At 63.0% G+C, this 18,352-nt stretch carries 18 protein-coding genes and 2 CRISPR repeat arrays; of the genes, 9 read left to right on the forward strand and 9 right to left on the reverse strand.

Features of this window, described 5'->3' with window-relative positions:
* Positions 1 to 100 precede the first annotated feature (100 nt).
* The 4 genes from ACQP2U_RS23655 to ACQP2U_RS23670 all read right to left on the reverse strand — a co-directional run bounded on the left by ACQP2U_RS23655 (position 101) and on the right by ACQP2U_RS23670 (position 6,507).
* Positions 101 to 778 (reverse strand): transcriptional regulator, encoded by a 678-nt coding sequence (locus ACQP2U_RS23655; protein WP_433709484.1) that lies wholly within the window; start codon positions 776 to 778, stop codon positions 101 to 103.
* A 1,337-nt stretch (positions 779 to 2,115) separates the two neighbouring features.
* Positions 2,116 to 3,129, reverse strand: a complete 1,014-nt coding sequence (locus ACQP2U_RS23660) for a transposase (protein ID WP_433709485.1) — start codon at positions 3,127 to 3,129, stop codon at positions 2,116 to 2,118.
* Positions 3,126 to 3,563 (reverse strand): transposase, encoded by a 438-nt coding sequence (locus tag ACQP2U_RS23665; protein WP_433709486.1) that lies wholly within the window; start codon positions 3,561 to 3,563, stop codon positions 3,126 to 3,128. Before ACQP2U_RS23665 ends, ACQP2U_RS23660 begins: the two co-directional genes overlap by 4 nt.
* A gap of 92 nt (positions 3,564 to 3,655) precedes the next feature.
* A CRISPR array of direct repeats spans positions 3,656 to 4,214; the repeat unit is 29 nt; unit sequence TCCTCATCGGCCCTGCGAGGGTTGGCAAC.
* A gap of 1,181 nt (positions 4,215 to 5,395) precedes the next feature.
* Positions 5,396 to 6,507, reverse strand: a protein-coding gene (locus ACQP2U_RS23670) for an IS3 family transposase (RefSeq protein WP_433709487.1) whose coding sequence is annotated in 2 segments (ribosomal slippage) — positions 5,396 to 6,240 and positions 6,240 to 6,507 — 1,113 coding nt in all. Because the reading frame shifts where the segments join, the coding sequence is not laid out codon by codon here.
* 388 nt (positions 6,508 to 6,895) lie between these two features.
* Between ACQP2U_RS23670 and cas6 the strand changes: the two genes are divergently transcribed.
* Genes cas6 through ACQP2U_RS23710 form a run of 8 tightly spaced genes read left to right on the forward strand, consistent with a single transcriptional unit; the run spans position 6,896 to position 14,671 of the window.
* The gene (cas6, locus tag ACQP2U_RS23675; RefSeq protein WP_433709488.1) at positions 6,896 to 7,441 is read left to right on the forward strand and encodes a CRISPR-associated endoribonuclease Cas6; all 546 of its coding nucleotides are present in this window, start codon (positions 6,896 to 6,898) and stop codon (positions 7,439 to 7,441) included.
* On the forward strand, positions 7,438 to 8,835 hold the full coding sequence (locus ACQP2U_RS23680) for a hypothetical protein (RefSeq protein ID WP_433709489.1): 1,398 nt from the start codon (positions 7,438 to 7,440) through the stop codon (positions 8,833 to 8,835). Before cas6 ends, ACQP2U_RS23680 begins: the two co-directional genes overlap by 4 nt.
* The gene (gene cas7i / locus ACQP2U_RS23685) at positions 8,832 to 9,884 is read left to right on the forward strand and encodes a type I-B CRISPR-associated protein Cas7/Cst2/DevR (RefSeq protein ID WP_433709490.1); all 1,053 of its coding nucleotides are present in this window, start codon (positions 8,832 to 8,834) and stop codon (positions 9,882 to 9,884) included. Before ACQP2U_RS23680 ends, cas7i begins: the two co-directional genes overlap by 4 nt.
* Positions 9,881 to 10,552, forward strand: coding sequence for a CRISPR-associated protein Cas5 (cas5, locus tag ACQP2U_RS23690; RefSeq protein WP_433709491.1), 672 nt, complete (start codon positions 9,881 to 9,883; stop codon positions 10,550 to 10,552). The genes cas7i and cas5 overlap by 4 nt, the downstream gene beginning before the upstream one ends.
* Positions 10,549 to 12,924, forward strand: coding sequence for a CRISPR-associated helicase Cas3' (gene cas3, locus ACQP2U_RS23695; RefSeq protein WP_433709492.1), 2,376 nt, complete (start codon positions 10,549 to 10,551; stop codon positions 12,922 to 12,924). The genes cas5 and cas3 overlap by 4 nt, the downstream gene beginning before the upstream one ends.
* Positions 12,925 to 12,927: 3 nt before the next feature.
* Positions 12,928 to 13,425, forward strand: a complete 498-nt coding sequence (locus tag ACQP2U_RS23700; protein WP_433709493.1) for a CRISPR-associated protein Cas4 — start codon at positions 12,928 to 12,930, stop codon at positions 13,423 to 13,425.
* The gene (cas1b, locus tag ACQP2U_RS23705) at positions 13,426 to 14,406 is read left to right on the forward strand and encodes a type I-B CRISPR-associated endonuclease Cas1b (RefSeq protein ID WP_433709494.1); all 981 of its coding nucleotides are present in this window, start codon (positions 13,426 to 13,428) and stop codon (positions 14,404 to 14,406) included.
* Between the two features lie 46 nt (positions 14,407 to 14,452).
* On the forward strand, positions 14,453 to 14,671 hold the full coding sequence (locus tag ACQP2U_RS23710) for a CRISPR-associated endonuclease Cas2 (RefSeq protein ID WP_433709495.1): 219 nt from the start codon (positions 14,453 to 14,455) through the stop codon (positions 14,669 to 14,671).
* A gap of 112 nt (positions 14,672 to 14,783) precedes the next feature.
* A CRISPR array of direct repeats spans positions 14,784 to 15,485; the repeat unit is 30 nt; unit sequence GTCCTCATCGCCCCTGCGAGGGTTGGCAAC.
* Between the two features lie 136 nt (positions 15,486 to 15,621).
* Here the strand turns inward: ACQP2U_RS23710 and ACQP2U_RS23715 are convergent.
* From ACQP2U_RS23715 to ACQP2U_RS23730, 4 genes are all read right to left on the reverse strand, one after another.
* Complete coding sequence (locus tag ACQP2U_RS23715; RefSeq protein ID WP_433716566.1) at positions 15,622 to 16,227, reverse strand: MFS transporter; 606 nt, start codon at positions 16,225 to 16,227, stop codon at positions 15,622 to 15,624.
* 74 nt (positions 16,228 to 16,301) lie between these two features.
* A complete protein-coding gene (locus tag ACQP2U_RS23720; RefSeq protein WP_433709496.1) occupies positions 16,302 to 16,694 on the reverse strand; it encodes a hypothetical protein in 393 nt (130 codons plus the stop codon).
* Between the two features lie 67 nt (positions 16,695 to 16,761).
* Positions 16,762 to 17,118 (reverse strand): DoxX family protein, encoded by a 357-nt coding sequence (locus ACQP2U_RS23725; protein ID WP_433709497.1) that lies wholly within the window; start codon positions 17,116 to 17,118, stop codon positions 16,762 to 16,764.
* Complete coding sequence (locus tag ACQP2U_RS23730; RefSeq protein ID WP_433709498.1) at positions 17,115 to 17,717, reverse strand: TetR/AcrR family transcriptional regulator; 603 nt, start codon at positions 17,715 to 17,717, stop codon at positions 17,115 to 17,117. The genes ACQP2U_RS23725 and ACQP2U_RS23730 overlap by 4 nt, the downstream gene beginning before the upstream one ends.
* 28 nt (positions 17,718 to 17,745) lie before the next feature.
* Here ACQP2U_RS23730 and ACQP2U_RS23735 point away from each other — a divergent pair, with 28 nt between their 5' ends.
* Entirely contained in the window at positions 17,746 to 17,907 is a 162-nt protein-coding gene (locus ACQP2U_RS23735; RefSeq protein ID WP_433709499.1) for a hypothetical protein, read from the forward strand.
* 198 nt (positions 17,908 to 18,105) lie between these two features.
* Here ACQP2U_RS23735 and ACQP2U_RS23740 read toward each other — a convergent pair whose 3' ends face one another.
* Positions 18,106 to 18,339: a hypothetical protein gene (locus tag ACQP2U_RS23740; RefSeq protein ID WP_433709500.1), complete on the reverse strand. Its 234-nt coding sequence runs from the start codon at positions 18,337 to 18,339 to the stop codon at positions 18,106 to 18,108.
* Between the last annotated feature and the right edge of the window lie 13 nt (positions 18,340 to 18,352).

Raw genomic sequence — 18,352 nt, forward strand, 5'->3', positions numbered from 1 at the left:
TCTGACCGAGCACCGAGCCCACCTTGCCGCCAACTGTATCCCCACAGACCATGACCTCGACACGATCCGGACCACGACAGCGAACCCAACGAACCGCCCACTACCCCGCAGCAGCGTGATACTGCTCGCGATGCTCGATCCACGGACGCTGCCGCTGTTCCTCACTCATCGCCAACAACTCACCCAACTTCCCCCACGCCACCTCATCGACCGGAGTATAGATCTGCATCCACGCATGCGGAACCGAGGGCAGCGACATGCTCGTCAAGAACATCTCCAACTCCCCCACCGCCAAATTACGAATCTGCTTGGTCCGACTCGCCGGAACGGCAACATCATTACGAGCCCACAACGACGCGAAAGTCTCACTCTCGGCACACAATTCAGCGATGAAATCCTGCCAACCCGGATCGCCGAGGTTCTTCGCATACGACCCGCGCAGGTAACCGACCATGCGCCGCAAGTCATCCCAATTATGGTGATAGGTGTTGCAGCACTCCGGGGTCAGGAACACCCGACGAGCAACATTACGCTCGCCCTTGACGAAACCCGGGCACAGCGCTTCATACGACTTATTGTGCGCCAGCACGTCATAACGCGGACTCAACACCACACCCGGCAACGGCTCCAGATGATCCAAAATCACCTGAAGCTCTTCTGGCAGAGCCGTTCCCGCATGCGCAGTCGGCACCGTCGGCACATCCGCAAGTCGATACAAATGCGCCTTCTCCGCAGCATCCAACGACAACGTCCGCGCAACCGAATTCAACACCTGCACACTGACATTGATATTCCGCCCCTGTTCAAGCCAGGAGAACCACGGAAAGAGGTACCGATGGGCAACGTCACCGCCGAAGCACAAAGACGCAGCTCAGACACATATTCCGCGTGCTGGTTCTCCTAAGTCCGCCGTATAGCCGGCTTAACGCGACACGAACTCTCAGTGGCGATTCCTTGGCCAACAGCTTCATGGACGACCGGGAACCGCAAACCACTTCAGCACCTGCTGCTGTGACATAGACATGATCAGCGTGCCGTCCACCACCACCGCCGTCCATACGACGCATGCAGCAGATCGCTGTAGTGCCGGAATCCGCAGGCGAGCCACAGACCGAACCGACATGGTCAGGACACAGTCCTCGGCTCACGTACAGTCCGCCACAGAGCAGCCTGGGCGGACCGGCTCGATGTTCCGCGTCGCTTAGCAACAAAAGTCGATCCCCGAACCCGCGACCAATGGATTCGCAGTCTATGGCTGACCAGCCGATTCGATCGGATTCGATTACGTTCGATTTCACCGGTTTAACTGGTCGAATATTCCAAGCGAGCGTGAGCCTGGGATATGTTGACCTTCTACGGATTTCGATCGTATTCGGATGAAAATAGAGAGTAAATGGTGACCACCTGGATGCCTGTCGGAGGTCGAGCATCAACTTGCAGGCTCCGATACACATCCACTCCGCTCTTGGTCCACACAGGTGAGCAACTACTGTGCTACTCAATCGGTTCGACCGTAGCGGTCCGGTGTCGATACCAGTTCGCGGGCTCGCGCAAGACCCCGCCGAACGTGCATAACTCCAAGCCGCGCATCCAATCTCGACCAAGATCGATCAGCGACACACCGCACTTCTGCGCACTACCGGAGGTCCGCTGCAAACCAGGTATTCGAGTGCCTGACTGGAACGCCACTCACCAGCGGCTTTACTCTGGGGTCCTCATCGGCCCTGCGAGGGTTGGCAACACGAAACCCTGATACCGCTCGAGGCGGCGGCGTTGGAGGTCCTCATCGGCCCTGCGAGGGTTGGCAACGCCACCACTTCCTCCGCTTCGGGGGCCAACGTCACGCGTCCTCATCGGCCCTGCGAGGGTTGGCAACGCGAAGTCCTCATCGGCCCTGCGAGGGTTGGCAACACCAGCAACTTGAACGAAAAGTCGCCGACGGTGAATCCGGTCCTTATCGGCCCTGCGAGGGTTGGCAACACGTCAACGAGGACGACCGATGCACACTCCCTATCGTCCTCATCGGCCCTGCGAGGGTTGGCAACGTGCTGTCAGGATTGGTTTCGGCGGGCTTTTCGTTGCCGGTCCGGAATCTGTCAAACCGGATGAGACCGGTCATGCCACGAATTCTGTGTTGATGTTCTCCTTCGCCGGTTCGTTGATCCAGGCCGCGCTGGGCAGCTTGGGTGGGGTGGGAGGCCGCCGGAACCGGCCGGGGTTGGCTGCGTAGGCGGCGGACAGCACCGTGGCGCGCTCGGCGCGGATCTGGTGGGCGGTGCCGTCGTGAACCGTTGCGGGGGTGTGCAATCCGATGCCGGAGTGCCGGTGATGGTTGTTGTAGTAGGTGAAGAACGCCTCACAGAAGCGCTGGGCCTCGCGGATGGAGGCGAAGCGGTCCGGGAAGGCCGGACAGTACTTGAGGGTCTTGAAGTTGGCCTCGGAGTACGGGTTGTCGTTGGACACGTGCGGGCGCGAGTGCGAGCGGGTGATGTTGAGGTCGATCAGCAGCTCGGAGACCGGTTTGCTGATCATCGGGCCGCCGTTGTCGGCGTGGATGTAGTCGGGCACGACCCCGTCGTTGGCGGCGATCGCGTCGAGCTGGAATTGCTTGGCGATCCACTGGGATTCACGCGGGACCACCCGCCAGCGGATCGCTTTGCGGGAGAAGATGTCCAGCATCACCAATAGCACGTAGTAGATTCCTTTGCCCGGTCCCGCCAATTTCGTTGTGTCCCAACTCCATACCTGGTTCGGGCCGGTGGCCACCAGCTCCGGTTTGGTCCGGGCCGGGTGGGTGGCCTGGCGTCGGCGCTCGGCCACCTCGCCGTGACCGCGCAGCAGCCGATACATCGTCGAGACCGAGCACAGATACCGGCCCTCGTCGAGCAGGATCGCCCACACCTGCGCCGGAGACTTGTCCACGAACCGCTCGCTGCGCAGCTCGGTCAGCACCGCGGCCTGCTCGGCCGCGGTCAGGGCGGCCGGATGCACCGCTGGCCGCCGCGGACCCTGGACTGGTGGTTTCGGGTTTCGGTGCCGGTGCAGGGTCGCCCGCGACTTGCCGGTCAACCGGCACGCCGCGCGCTGGCCGACCAGCACCTCCAACTCGCCGGTCGCGGCGTCGATCACTTCGGCGGCTTCGGCTCGGAATCCGAGCTGCTGGAGAGCATCTCCAGCAGCTCGACAGCTTTTCCCAGCACGGCCATCGCTTTGTCCTTGCGCTCGAGCTCCGCCCGCAAACGCGCGTTCTCCGCTTCCAGCTTCTCGGCCCGGCGATCGGCCTCGGATTTCGCCGGCTTCGGCCCGGTTGTCTTGGCAGCCAACGCATTCAACGCACCCGCGTCCCGCGCCCGCCGCCACTCGATCACATGAGAGTGATACAGGCCCTCCCTGCGCAGCAGCGCGCCCCGCGCGCCCGGCTCGGTCAGCAAGTCGTACTCGGCCACGATCGCGGCCTTGTACTCCGGCGTGAACGATCGTCGCTTCGGCCGCGCCGAATTCGTCCCCTTCTTCTTCGGCTTCTTCGCCGCGCCGTTGTCGGCGGGCAGATCGGCCGCACCCATCGTCACCTTGCTCGTTGTCCCTGAACTCGCCCTACATCATCTACAGGAAAGATACAGACCGCATGGTCTCATCCGAGTTTGGCAGGTAGGGGTCCTCATCGGCCCTGCGAGGGTTGGCAACGGCACCGGATTGCCCCGGGTGTAGGTGACCGACCGTCCTCATCGGCCCTGCGAGGGTTGGCAACTCGTACACATGAATCAGGAACGCCAAACCCTCAGCTCCTCATCGGCCCTGCGAGGGTTGGCAACGAGAAGATGACCAGCGCCAACGGCGCGCCGGTAACCGTGTCCTCATCGGCCCTGCGAGGGTTGGCAACTCGGCAAGAACCGAGACGCGATCTACCGCAACACTTTGTCCTCATCGGCCCTGCGAGGGTTGGCAACAGGTTCGCGACCGCAGCGACCGTGCCAGCAACCCGGGTCCTCATCGGCCCTGCGAGGGTTGGCAACTAGTACGTCGCGATGTTCAAACGCCGGGTTAGGGATCTGGTCCTCGTCGCCCCTGCGACGGTTGGCAACGGTTGGTATCGCGCGGCGGACGGCGCGGTCCGCTCGTCCTCATCGCCCCTGCGAGGGTTGGCAACCTGACTATCGATAGCATCAAGGTCGGTCAGGCGACAGGTCCTCATCGCCCCTGCGAGGGTTGGCAACCGGACCAGGCTCGCCGCGATGTGGATGTGGTCCTGGCCCGTCCTCATTCCCTGCGAGGGTTTGGCAACGCGATCTGCGCAAGGCTGCGGCCTTGCTCGGTCAGGGTCCTCATCGCCCCTGCGAGGGTAGGCAACGCGGAATCATCTGGGGCTATGGCGGTTTCGCGATCTGCGGGTCCTTATCGCACCTGCGAATATTGGCAACTAGCTATGCAGCATCAGCGCGACGCCGTGCAGGAGTGGGGTCCTCGTCACCCCCGCAAGGGTTGGCAACACCATTCCGAAAACGATTCGGTCATAGCGGATCTCGGATCCTCGTTGCCCATGTGAGGGTTACAACTCGGCGATGCGGCCGGGCCCTCGCCAGATTGGTCATAGGTCCTCACCACCTCCGCGAGGATGACGTGCGTTCGCAGACTGCATCAGTGACTCGGTGTAACCTTTGCGTGGTTCAGTCAGCAGATACGCTGGGGTAGCCGAGCGCTCTATGTAGCGCGCCTATGACGGCCGCGTTGCACCGGCTGCTGCGGGTACAGCAGCCAGTGGTTTCTCGTACTACTGCGCGATCAGCAATGGCACGATCAGCAGCGCCAGTGCTGGGACTGGGCACACCAATGAGATCTCGGCGGTAATACGCTCTGCCGTCGAGGTTCTCTTTCTGCATCGCTTTCCCATACTGTCCTTCCTGTTCTGCGATACGAAGCCACGCCGCCAGCAGCGGAATGGCTTCGCATCGCGGACTAGGCGTCCAGATCGAAAGCGCGGCAAAGACACCGGGGTACCTCGATGCCGTCGGAGTCACTGGATCATGATCCGCAAGCAGGCAGCCTCGGTTCGTACCGACAGTCACCGCGACTGGCCTCCATCCGTGTGCGTTGCGGATGTCACGTCGCGGTCCGACCGGACTTACGTGCGCTTTCCCTCATAGGGGCGATGATGACCTGCTGTATGACTCGGCAGACCCGATTGCACTAGTTTTGCGAACCCTCGTGGAGGGACTCTCCGGCCCATAAACGCGGCGCACGGCAGGCGACACTACTGCCATGCGACCGAAACTTCAACCAGCTCTTCGGCTAACAGTATTACGCTAGTCGACCCCGATTGAGTAACCAATGCGACAAACACCGAGCGATGCGCGCGTGACGGGACCCCGTGATTCGGTCCACCGGGTGTGAGAGCCGGTTATCGGTGGATGCAGGTTGCAGCGTATCGGGCCGGGGTCTGGTAGCCCAGCGCGGAATGTCTGCGGTGGTGGTTGTATTCGTCCTTCCAGTCGCTGATTACGACCCTTGCCTGGGTGAGGGACCAGAAGCTGTTGATGTTGAGGCATTCATCGCGCAGGCGACCGTTGAATGATTCGATGTAGCCGTTGCGCCAGGGTTGGCCGGGCGGGATGAAAGCCAAACCGACGCGTTCACCCGCCCAGTCGGCCATCGCCTGGCAGGCCAGTTCGGGGCCGTTGTCGCAGCGCAGCGCGCCCGGGTAGCCGCGGTCGACGGCGATGCGGTCGAGTTCGTCGATGAGTCGGTCGGCGGTGATCGAGCGCTCGACCAGGCCGCCGAGGCATTCGCGGGTGTGCTCGTCGACGATCGAGACGATTTTGACCGGGCGGCCGTCGTCGGTGGCGTCGAATTGGAAATCGACTGCCCATACCCGATTCGGTGCGTTCGCGGTCACCGCCATGGCAGTGGAGGTGCCCAGGCGTTTTCGGCGGCGCCGCTGCGGCACTCGCAGGCCCTCGTCGCGCCAAAGGCGTTGGATCTTCTTGTGGTTGACCATCCAGCCCTCGCCGCGAGCGTCGTGATAGGCGCGGCGGAAACCCTGCCGCGGATGCGCTTTGGCCCAGTCGCGTAACCAATCACGCAGCGCTGCATCAGGATCGGTCGCAGTCTGGTCGGCCGATGGCCGACGTTGGGTACTTCGGTGTTGCCCGGTGACCCGGCAGGCGAACCGTTCGCTGAGGCCCAGCACGCGCATCAGGTGCGCCACGGCCGCCCGCCGGCGTTCCGGGTCTAGAAGTTTCCCTTGGCGATCTCCTTCAACGCTGCCTTCTCCAGCTCGGCTTCGGCGAGAAGCCTTTTCAAGGTGGAGTTTTCGCGTTCGAGGTCCTTCAACCGTTTGGCGTCGTCGGCTTTCAGGCCGCCGAACTGGTTGCGCCAGCGGTAGTAGGTGGCCTCGGTGATCTGCAGGGTCCGGCACACGTCGGCGACGTCCTTGCCCTCGCCCAACAGTCGATCGGCCTCGCTCAGCTTGCGCACGACCTGCTCAGGGGTGTGCCTCTTGCGTGTCGCCATGGTCTTCGAGCCTTCCTGCCCACTATGTGGGCCGCAAGGCTCTCACACTCCCCGGACCGAAAACCTAGGGTCAGGTCACGCGGTCAACTCCGATAGGGGTAAGTCGAGTACGAAACCAACTGCAGGTTGGTTGTGTGATCGGGGCTGGTTTGTCGGTGGGTGCCGGTACCGTGGCCGATGCTGCGTCACGTTAGGGGATGGAGGTTTCGTGAGGCTGAGAGTTGGGGTTTCGACGTCGGCGCGAGAACTGCCGTGGGACAAGGTTCTTGAACCGGGTCGGGCGGTTTGCTATGGGTTGCTGACTGCCGCTGCGCCAGCGTTGGCTCGCCGTCTGCATGAGCATGGTTGGGGGCCTCATGGGATGGTGCCGTTCGGCTATTCCGGCCCGGTGTTCCCGCATGCAACGAAGCGGCGCGGGGTGTATTCCGCGGGTGGACGTGGCTACATCGAACTCGGGAGCCCTTTGCCCGAGGTGATCGCGGCGTGGTCTGTGGCGCTGTCCGGGCGGCAGCTGATCGATTGGGGCGGTGTGGCTTTGCGCGTTCACGAGATCGCGTTGGTAGAGACAGCCGCCGAGAGCGATACCGCGCGGTTGCGGACGCGGACGCCGGTGGTGATGAAGGGGTCCGGCCGCAACGACGAAGGAGATCGCACGACTCGGCACGCGTGGGTACTGCCCACTGAGCCGGAGTTTCACCATTACTTCGAGCAGAATTTGCGCCGAAAGGCTGAAACCTTGGATATGGCACCAGAAGTGGCCCTGGAGCAGATCAGCTGGGTTGGCCCGAAGCGGTCGTTCACTGTCGGGGATGGACAGAAACCGGGTGCTGCGGTCGAGGTGGTCCTTCGTGGAAAACCTGATGTTCTCAACATGATTCGTGATTGGGGACTCGGGCAGGCGAATGCGGCCGGGTTCGGGTGGGTGGCGGCGTGAGCACCGCATCCGTCACGACCTCCGCACAGGTGAGGTTGACCGCCCACCCGCTTCAGCGGGTCGGTGCGTGCGCGGTTGCAGGATTGGCTGGGGTGAAGGATCGTCGCCGCTCGCCAGAGTCGTTGTCGTCAGAGGAGATCGAGTTCGCGCGCGGTCGGATGACTGCGGATGTGGTGGCTACCGCGGACCTGGCTGATACGAAGGTGCCAGGTTCGTTCTGGCTGGCGGCGAGTTATCTGTTGTGGCCGAACTCGAAGATGAATCCGACCAACCGCAAATCGCTGTCCGTTGTGGAACGGCGCAATCAGATCATGCAGTGGCGTCAGCGCCCGACCGCCGTGCTGGATGTGCCGTGCGTGTTGTGCGGACAGGTGGCGTGCGGCTTCTACGGCAAGGTCGATATTCCGCTGGCGGCGAGCGTCGAGCACCGCAATACCACTGTGCCGGGTCATGACGGGATGGCGCTGTGCGTTGGCTGCCTGACCAGCTTTCATGCTCTTCCTTATGGGTGTTCGATCCGCGGCGGCAAAGCAGCGGCATTGCACAGCTGGGACGACGAGGTCCTAGCCAAAATGACTCTCCGCCAGGTACTTCGGACGAAGCTCCAGGCGGACCTCACGACCACCAGTGCCAGCGCTGGTGTCTACTCGCGCGAAGTTGAAGCGCTGCGAGCGCTGCGGACCTATGAGCACCCGATCCGTGCCGGAGTCGAACTGTATGTGTTCAGCAACTCCAACAAACAGCAAACCCTCGATGTACACAGTATCGAGCAGCCGTTGGCCGAGTGGCTGCGCACGACCCTGCAACCCACTGTGCTCGGTATTGGGTTTCGGTACTTGATTCGCGCCCACCACTCGCCCAAGGCGGCAGGCTCGGTGCGGTTGGCTTACAACGCTTTTCATCATCCTCAACGCTTGGCCGGGACCGCAGTGTCCTATCTTGCTCGGCTCACTGATGCGCTGGGTGCGCCCGCGCCGGAAACGATCGAGCTCGCCGGTTTGTATCAGTCTTTCATCAGGGAGGTGCTCGGCGTGCCGCAGCGCGAAGTCGATCAGATCGTCCAACTCGCTGACCGGATCGGGGAGTTGCTACGCAAGCATCCGCAACGCGGCACGCTCAAGGAGTTCGAGCACGTCCACTCCGAACCGGTCAGGTTGCAGGCCTGGCTCAAACGCCAAGCCACCGCGTGGACTCTGCAGCGCCAAGTGTCCGAGGCGCTGGTCACGACCGAGCAGTGGCGGTTGCTGTTCGAACCCGGTGACCGCGTTCGTTTCCATCGCGACCTGCTGTTCGTTTCGGTGCTCGAGCACCTCGCGAAGACCGGGTGGCTAGCAGGCACCCCGACCGATCGCGACGACCAGGACGACACCATTCTTGCGGAGGAGAACCAGTGACCTACCTTGTGGGCAAGATCGCCCTGGACATCACCGCGGGCGCACCGAATAACGCGCGCGGGGAAAACAACGTCGGCGAAGTCAAGCGGATGTGGATCGGCCGTAACAGCCATCCGTACGTGTCGGCGCAGGCGTTTCGCCGGTGGGTACGCGACAGCCTGCCCGCGGAGGTAGAGGTGTCGCCGGTGACGCGGTCGGGTTCGAAGGCCAATCAGCAGGCCTACACCGCTGGGCGGCCGGACCTGTATCTCGATGACGATCTGTTCGGCTACATGGTTGCGTTGAAAGACGGTAGCTATCAACGTGACACGGTGCTGGCGACGGGCACGCTGGTGTCGGTGGTGCCGCGCACACCGACGCGGGATTTCGGGACGATGAGTCGAGGGTTCGGCGCGGATGAGAATCCGGTGATCCACGAGCACGAGCACTATTCGGCGGAGCTGGCCGCCGATATCCTTGTCGACCTGCCGCGTGTGGGGGTGTTTCAGGTGCAGGGCAGTGGGTTGCGACGCAACCTCACCGACGCCGCAGCCCAGGAAGCCGAAGCTGCAGGCGCGCAACGGACTTCGCTCCGTGGTCTCGACAGCATCGGACTACCGATCGAGCATCGCCGCCATCGGATCGCGGTGTTGTTGAATACACTGGCCGAGGTGCGCGGTGGAGCCAAGCGTGCGCTGCACTACGGTGAACGATCCCCCGCGTTGGTGCTGCTGGCACCGCTCAAGGGCGGCAACAACCCCTTCACCCGCGTGCTGACAGCTCGCGCGGTCCGTGAGGACCGCGGCTATCCGCACCTGGAAACGGTGTTCGATACCGAGGTGTTGCGGGAGGAGATCGACGCGTGGTCCGACGAACTCGACGGTCCGGTCCAATTGGGCTGGGCGCCAGGTTTCCTGACCGATCAACGAGATCGGGTCCGGGACGAACTCGATGACCTGATCACGGACGGGACTGTGATCGTTGACCATCCACGAACTGTGTTGCGGGGCTTGGCCAAAGCGTTCGAGGCCGGCGAGCACGACGATTGGTTCGAGGACCCGCGCCGGTGAGTCGTGCGCTCGAGGTGACTGTCACCGCCGATGTGGTGTCGTTCCGGAATCCGTTGTATGCGGGTGTGCAGGTCGGGTTACCGTGCCCTCCCCCAGCGACGGTGGCCGGGATGTTGGCTGCGGCAGCCGGAGGTTGGGACCAGGTGTCACCGGATCTGCGGTTCGCTGCGGCGTTCACCGCGCATGGAGCGGGTGTAGATCTGGAGACCTACCATCCTCTCGACGGACGCGGTCGCCGCACCTCCCCGACACCCAAGGATCGGGATTTCCTGGCCCGAGCGGTGCTGACGGTGTGGTTGGTCGATGATCTAGACTTCTGGGAGCACGCGGTGCGGCGGCCGGTGTGGCCGCTGCGGTTGGGCCGCAGCCAGGACCTCGCTGCGGCACGGACCCGAAGGATAGAGCTGGATCATGGTGCTGGCCGCCAAGGATCCGCCATCGTTCCGGACTCGCTCACCCGGGCCGGGACCTTGCTGCGGTTACCGACTGCGGTCAGCCTCGATCGGGCCCGAACCCGTTGGGACGGTTACCGATACGCCGGTGCCGGATCCGAGCAGCTGATCACCGGAGTGCGCACCGCACCTTCAGAAGCCGAGCCCGACGGTCAGGCGGTCGTGCTGATCGGTGATGTTCATCCCGCTGCGTTCGCAGCCGGGGCCTGGCGATGAGTGAGCTCCAACGTCTGCGCGCGAAAAGCCCGCATACGGGGTTTCCTGATGGTGAGGCGCTGACCGATCACCTGTCCGCGACTCTCGTCGGTGCGCAACGGCTGCACGACCGTGTCGGTTCGTTGGCTGTTGTGCCCGAAGGGTTTTGGACGTGGGTGAAAGCAGCGGCGCTGTTGCACGATGCCGGGAAAGTGCCGGACGGGTTTCAGTTGATGGTCGCCGCGTCTCGGGGTCCGGTATGGGGGCAACGCCATGAGGTGTACTCCCTCGGGTTCGTCGCTGACCTACTGGCGTTGTGGCCGAACCAAGATCAGCTCTGGGTGGGCCTCGGGGTGCTGACCCACCACCGTCCATTGACCGGGCCAGCCGCGCGGGCCATCTTCTCAACCCACCTCGATCCCGATCCGGTGACCTTCGCCGCGCGGTTCGGCGACGTCGACCCGACAGCACAGACTCAGCTGCGGTCCTGGTTGGCGCGTGTGCTGCACTCCACGCATCTGGTCACCGATCTGCCTGATCCGGGAACCGATATCGCGAAGGCTGGCTACCAACTGTTGGAAGCGATCCGGGATAAGTGGGACGAGGACGACATCGACCCCGGCCACTGCCTGATCGCGGTTTTGCTGCAGGGGGCGGTGACATTCGCTGACCATGTGTCCTCAGCCCACGGACGACTGCTCACCGACCAGCCGATCAACCGCGTATTCGCACTCGGTTTGGTCACCGGTATGGAGACGGCCGGGAAACCGATCCGCGAGCATCAATTCGGTGCATCCGCCGTGACGGGGCACCTACTGCTGCGCACCCCGACAGGGTCCGGCAAAACCGAAGCCGCGCTGCTGTGGGCCGCAGCCCAGGTCGAACAGATCCACGCAGAGGTCGGCGGCCAACCCAGAGTGTTCTATCTGCTGCCCTACCTTGCCTCGATCAACGCGATGGTCGACCGGCTCGCACACCTGACCGGCGACAGCGCCGCGGTGGGAGTCGTGCATTCCAAAGCCGCCTCCTACCACCTGAACCGATCACTTTGTGCCAGTGAGGATCTCACCGACTCCGCCCGGCAAGCCGTCTCACGAGCCGCGGCGACGCGCTTGTTTCGTGAACTCGTCCGCGTCGGCACCCCCTATCAGCTGCTGCGAGGCGCGCTGGCGGGCCCCGCTTGCGCATCCATACTCATCGACGCCGCCAACTCGGTATTCATCCTCGACGAACTACACGCCTACGAGCCCCAGCGGCTCGGCATGGTGCTGGCGATGATCAATTTCTGGACACGCATCGGCGGACGAGTCGCCATCGTCTCCGCCACACTGCCCCAGCCACTCATCACCCTTCTCAATGAAGCCACCGAGCCAACCGAACTCACACCAATAGATGCCGACAACCAATCGTGGCCACTACGGCACCGACTGTCGCTGCGCGAGGCCCACCTGACCTGCGAGCAATCACTGTCGGAAATCGACGCCCGGCTGCGCGACGGGCAATCGGTGCTCGTCGTCGCCAACAACGTCGCCGACGCGCGCGAGATCTACACAGAACTGGCGCCGATCGCACAGGATCTATACGGCGACGATGCCGCGCTACTGCTGCACTCGCGATTCAAGACAATGGACAGGGCCGAAATCGAAGCCCGAATACGGCCCCGATACGGCACCGGGCGCCCTCATCAGCCGGGACTACTGGTCGCGACACAGGTCGTCGAAGTGTCCCTCGATGTGTCCTTCGACGCCCTGCACACCTCCGGGGCACCGTTGGAAGCATTGATCCAACGATTCGGTCGAATCAACCGCACCGGCACCCGTCGCCCCTCCGACGTCGTCGTCCACACACCCCGCTACAGCACCCGACGCGCTGGAGCCGACGAGTTCGCCGACGGCGTCTACGAGCGCGAACCCACCGAACTCACCATGAGCATCCTCACCGCCAACAACAGTGCCGCCCTCGACGAACACACTCTCGGCACCTGGCTCGACCAGCTCTACCAGACCAAATGGGGACAGCAATGGACAGACCAGGTACGCCACCATCGTGACCGCTTCGCCGAGGACTTCCTCAGCTTCACACTCCCGTTCGATGACTCCCGCGCACAATTGGCCGACAAATTCGACGAACTCTTCGACGGTGCCGAAGCTATCCTCGCCGAGGACCGCGACGACTATGCCACGGCGCTCGACTCAGTCGACGATCCGCGCGCCGGTCGACTCCTCGGCAGCCAATACCTGATCCCACTGCCCCACTACGGCCGCTACCTCGGCGCCTACGACCAACAACTGAAAGTTGTTGTCATCAACGCCGATTACAGCCAAACACACGGACTTGAACAAATACATCGCGACACCCGCGGCGCCGATTACCGACTCGGCGAGGTCATCTGAGCGATGATCAATGCAGACGACATCGGTGGTGTCCACATCAAATACCTCCACCACTGCCCGCGACAACTATGGCTCTACACCCGCGGCATTCGTCCTGAATCACTCAGCGACCGAGTACAACTCGGGGAAGCGGTACACGACACCTCCTATCTCCGAAGTCATCCCATCGACCTGGGTTCAGCCAAACTCGACCACCTCGACGGGCATCACTGGGTACACGAGGTCAAGTCATCAAGCCACCCGACCAACGCCGACCGCGCCCAAGCCATGCACTACTGCTACCGGCTAGACCAGATCGGAATCGACGTCCAGGGCGCGATCCTCAAATACCCCAAAATAAGACGCACCGTCCGCATCCTGTTCAACCAAGCCGAAGCCGACACAGCCGCGACCGACATCCAAACCGCCCTCGAAGTCATCACCGCGATCGACTCAGCACCTCGCCTACCACAGCCGAAGTGCCACGGCTGCAGCTACTTCGAATACTGCTGGACCGAATAGATGCCTGCCGCAACACGAACCTACTGGCTCACAACTCCGTGCCGCATCCGACGTAAAGACCAGTCGCTCGTCATCGAACGAACCGACAACAAACCGATCCACATCCCGATCACCGACGTCGCCGACATCGTCGCCTGCGAACCAGTCGACCTCAATACCGCAGTGATCAGTCTGCTCAACACCCACCGGATCGACATCCACCTACTGAGCCATTATGGCGACTACGCGGGATCGGTCCTCACCGCCGAGACAAGCACATCAGGACAAACCGTTCTTGCACAGGCACAACTTGCCACCGACACGACAGCCAGCCTCGACATCGCCCGACAGATTGTTCGAGCAACAGCATTCAACGTCCGCAGAGTGATAGACCGACAACTGCTGACTCATCCACTGCGAGTACTGGAATCGTCCGTGCAACAGGCCGACAGCTGCGAGCAGCTCATGGGTGCTGAAGGCACCTTCCGGCGCAGCGCATGGGAAGTCCTCGACACTCGATTGCCCGACTGGCTACAGCTGAAAGGCAGGACTCGACGCCCACCACGCAACGCCGGAAACGCCTTCATCAGCTACGTCAACGGCATCACCTATGCCCGTGCTCTGACCGGGATCCGACTGACACCCCTGCACAGCGGCATCGGTTTCCTGCACAGCAGCACGCAGCGTCAACGTCACTCACTCGCCCTCGACCTCGCGGAAGTCTTCAAACCGCTCTACGCCGAACGACTCCTGTTGCGCATGGCCCACCGAGGCCAGCTGACACCACAGCACTTCGACAGCACAGTCGACCAGACGGCATTGAGCGAGGCAGGACGCAAACTCATCGTGCAGACGGTCCGCGACGAACTCGGCACCACCGTCCAACATCGAAGCCTCAACCGCAAAGTCGCATACGACGAGCTGATCTACCTCGAAGCACTCAAACTCACCCGCACCGTACTCGAACGCAACCCGTACACCCCGTTCAGGATCTGGTGGTAAACCATGTACGTGATAGTGGTCTACGACACCGCAGCCGAACGAACCCATGATCCTCAAAACATGTCGACGCTATCTGCATCATGTGCAACGCAGCGTGTTCGAAGGATCCCTCAGCGCGGCTCAATACCGTCGATTCCAAACCGCTGTCCACGCGGCGATCGATCCCAGCTACGACAGCGTGCTGATCTACACCTACCCACCCGGCACGGCCCCGCACCGCGAATCGTGGGGCATCGAGCAGTCAGCACCCACCACAATCCTCTGACCAAGATCATCGCAGCGACACGCCGACCACATCTGCACAACCGAAGGTCCGCTGCACTAAAGACCTTCATATGCCCACCGCAGTGCTCGACTACCAGCGGTTTTACCCTGGGGTCCTCATCGCCCCTGCGAGGGTTGGCAACTCGATATCGCGGGCCAAATCCCCGACGATGTAGGCGCGTCCTCATCGCCCCTGCGAGGGTTGGCAACACGGAGCCCTTGGCGTGCTGCGCGAGAAGGGTTTGAGTCCTCATCGCCCCTGCGAGGGTTGGCAACCCGTCGAAACCGCGGCAATGTCCGAGCAGCCGGGCCTCGCGTCCTCATCGCCCCTGCGAGGGTTGGCAACTCGGCGGCGCGACGTCTCTCGGGTCCGGTTTGGCTGGTCCTCATCGCCCCTGCGAGGGTTGGCAACTTGATGGCGCCGACGCGTGCGCGGCGCGTGCCGATCCGGTCCTCATCGCCCCTGCGAGGGTTGGCAACGCATCAAGCCGGAGCGCCAGAATGCGCTCCGCCTTGTCCGTCCTCATCGCCCCTGCGAGGGTTGGCAACCCGCTATGGCGTGAGCGTGTGAGTCTCGGCGTGACCGGGTCCTCATCGCCCCTGCGAGGGTTGGCAACAGCAGTTGATGCGGGACAACCCCGAGAACGACCGGGTCCTCATCGCCCCTGCGAGGGTTGGCAACGTGACGACCTGACCGTTCAGGGACGCGCGGGTGTGGTCCTCATCGCCCCTGCGAGGGTTGGCAACGCGGCGAGCTGGCGCGGGATGCTGGCGGTGTATATCGCGTCCTCATCGCCCCTGCGAGGGTTAGCAACACGTACTCGCCAGGCGACGCCTCAAGCCCGTATTGCCCACTGTTAATCCCTATCCGAATAGCGGCGTTCATGGCCACGCCTTCTTTCGAAATGGTGATCGGTCTTAATCCTCTCCCCCGGGTTTGAAATAGGGCGGTCAACTGGCGGCGGCCGTTGTCTCGAATTCAGTGATGGCTTGTGAGACTGCGCGGGGGCGCATGATGCGGGCTACAGCGATCACCAAGATCAGGATCACGGCGGCGGCTGTGGTGTATACGGCACGGACACCCATCGCCTGAGCAAGGAGACCTCCGCCCAATGCCCCCAAGGGGATTGCGACGCCGAAGGCCAGGAATTGGTTGACACTGCCGATTCTGCCGAGGAGGTTGTTGGGCACCAGACGTTGCCGTAGCGAGACCATCTGTACGTTGGCGAGCACTCCCGCGAAGGCGTTGAGCGCGACGGCGATTCCCAGCACGAGGGGTTGATGGGTCCAGGCCATAAGGAGAAATAGCGGGCAGGTGATAGCAATGCCGGGCAGCAACACTCGGGGGACGCTGAGCCAGTTGCCGATCCTTTGGGCGAGCATGCTCCCCAGGAAACCGCCGATACCGCTTGCAGCGATCACGAATCCGAATGTTGTGGTCGACATGCCCAATTCGTTGACTGCAAGCAGGACCAGCAATGCCTGGCTGGCGCCTTGGGTCAGGTTCACCACCGTGACGACGACGGTGAACGACCGCATCGACGGATGGTTCAGCAGCTAGGTGATCCCATCGCGGACGTCCTGCAGCAGCGAGGTCTTCTTGCGGTCGAGGTTCGCCGGCGTTGTCTCTCTTACCGATCCGATGAGAAGTAGCCCGACGCCGAAGCTGATGGCGTCCAGGAGAAATGGGATTGCTCTGCCGATCCCGAAGCACCGACGGCCACTTCAGCGCACGGAAAGATCCGGCGATCGGCGGCGTGCCGCTGCGGAGTCGTGAACAGGCCCCAGTCGTGCGCACCACCGAGCAGCACGGGCCAACCCTGTGGCGAGTGGATCGCCGGGTCGCTGTCCACCGCCCCGGCCTCGATGACGTGCACGCTGTGCCCCGCGTCGAGCAATCGCCCGTTTTTCGTTGTCTCGACCCGGCGATGACCGAGCATGGTCTGCACCAGATGCCAGATTTTGTGGCACTGCGCTCTTCGGAGGCCTTCGAGTTGGCTGGCCAGCGCATGGTCGGTACCCATTGACCCTGCGGCCTGCCGCTGTTGCCTCGTGCGGCGGACCAGTCGGGGTATCGAACAGCGCTGCCGCTCACACCACGTACGGGAGTGCCGCCGCCACCGACAGTGCCAGCATGCCGAGGCAGTTGATCCAGAACTCGGATCCCAGGAACCGGGCCCGGTAGTGGGCGTACGCGGCGCACAGGAAATAGGCGATCACGCCGACCGCAGTGGCGAATCCGACGCCGGGATACTTCAGTCCGACAACGAGACCGGCTGTGGCCGCCAGCTTGATCGCGATCAGCGTCCACCACCAGTCGCGCGGAAACCGGACGCCGTCAAGGCATCGCTGAATGAACATCGGTGGACGCACGGACATGAGCGCGTCGGAGAACAGCGAGAGCGCGAGTAGTGCTGGTAGCCACCATGGTTCGGGAGCGTGGATCATTGGTTCCCTTTCGGGTGCGCGATGACGAATTCGATGGTCTGTCGTAGTTGGTCGGCCGCGTCGGGCATAGCGATGGCACCGCTGGCCGCTGTCATCAGCAAGCCGAGGTATGCGAGGTAGATGGTCCGAGCGCCAAGACCGACCTGGCTGCGGGGGAGCGCTGATCTGGCGAGCACGGTTTCGAGTTCGGCCAGCAGGGCCAGCGCGAGGTCTCGAAAGATCGCGGACTCATGGTTTCCGCGGACGAGGATCGACAAGTACTCGCGTGAGAGCTCGGAGTCGACCGCGAAATATCCGACGAAGGGCTCGAAGAGCATCAGCACGTCCTCGGTGGTCGCAGTCGACGTTGCGGGTGTGAGTTCGGTTCGCCTGCTGTTGTGCACCGCGCTGATCCAGTTGTCGAAGAGCGAGACGAGCAGCGCGTCCTTTTCGCCGACCCCCATGACGGTCCCGGTGCTCACGTTCGCGTCGGCGGCGATCTGCCGGATCGTGGTTGCCTTGAAGCCTTGGGCGCGGAAGAGCCGATCGGCTGCCGACAACACCTTCTGCCGTGTCGCTGCTTGTTGCTCCGACCGCGACTGAACATGTTCATTGAACATGTTCAGTACGCTATATCATGGTTGGTCTTTGACGCAAACGCGGTGTCATCGGTCGGTCGATGGCCTAGGCGCCGAACTCTCGCACGGGTACCGGCAACTGGATCGCGACGGTGACTGCGGTGTGAACGAAGCCGAATTCGGCGCGGGATTCACCGAATCGTGCACCGCCTACCCGTGGGCGGCCAACTGATCGGACGGGCCTGAACAGCGGGCCCGGACTCGCGTGCTCGGGGGCCTAGGCGGTTCGGTGAATCGGTGGTGGTGGTTCAGTCGTCGTTGTCGACTTCAGTTTTGGGCCGGTAGGTCCGGATGGTGAGCTCGAATTCTTCGCGTGGTGGTGCCAGACACGGCGCACGGTGGCGGGGGGATCGGAGAGCGGTGGGGCAGGTCAGTCGCGGGCGACTGTCATACGCACTTGGCCGGGGCGTGTTCTGAGCTCGATGCTCAGCGCCAGGACGCGCAGCCTGGCCGGTACCGCGGTCGCGGGTACGTGGGTGTGCAGATACTCGAGCACCACGCCGTCAGCGCGGTACACCTCGCAGCGCAATCCGCACTGCAGACGCTCGTCACGCCGAATGGGGTACCGCAGATCGCGGTCGATGCGAGTAGCGAGCTCGGTCAAGGAACGCAGCGCC

The organism is Nocardia sp. CA-084685 (genome assembly GCF_050955785.1).
Taxonomy (GTDB): domain Bacteria; phylum Actinomycetota; class Actinomycetes; order Mycobacteriales; family Mycobacteriaceae; genus Nocardia.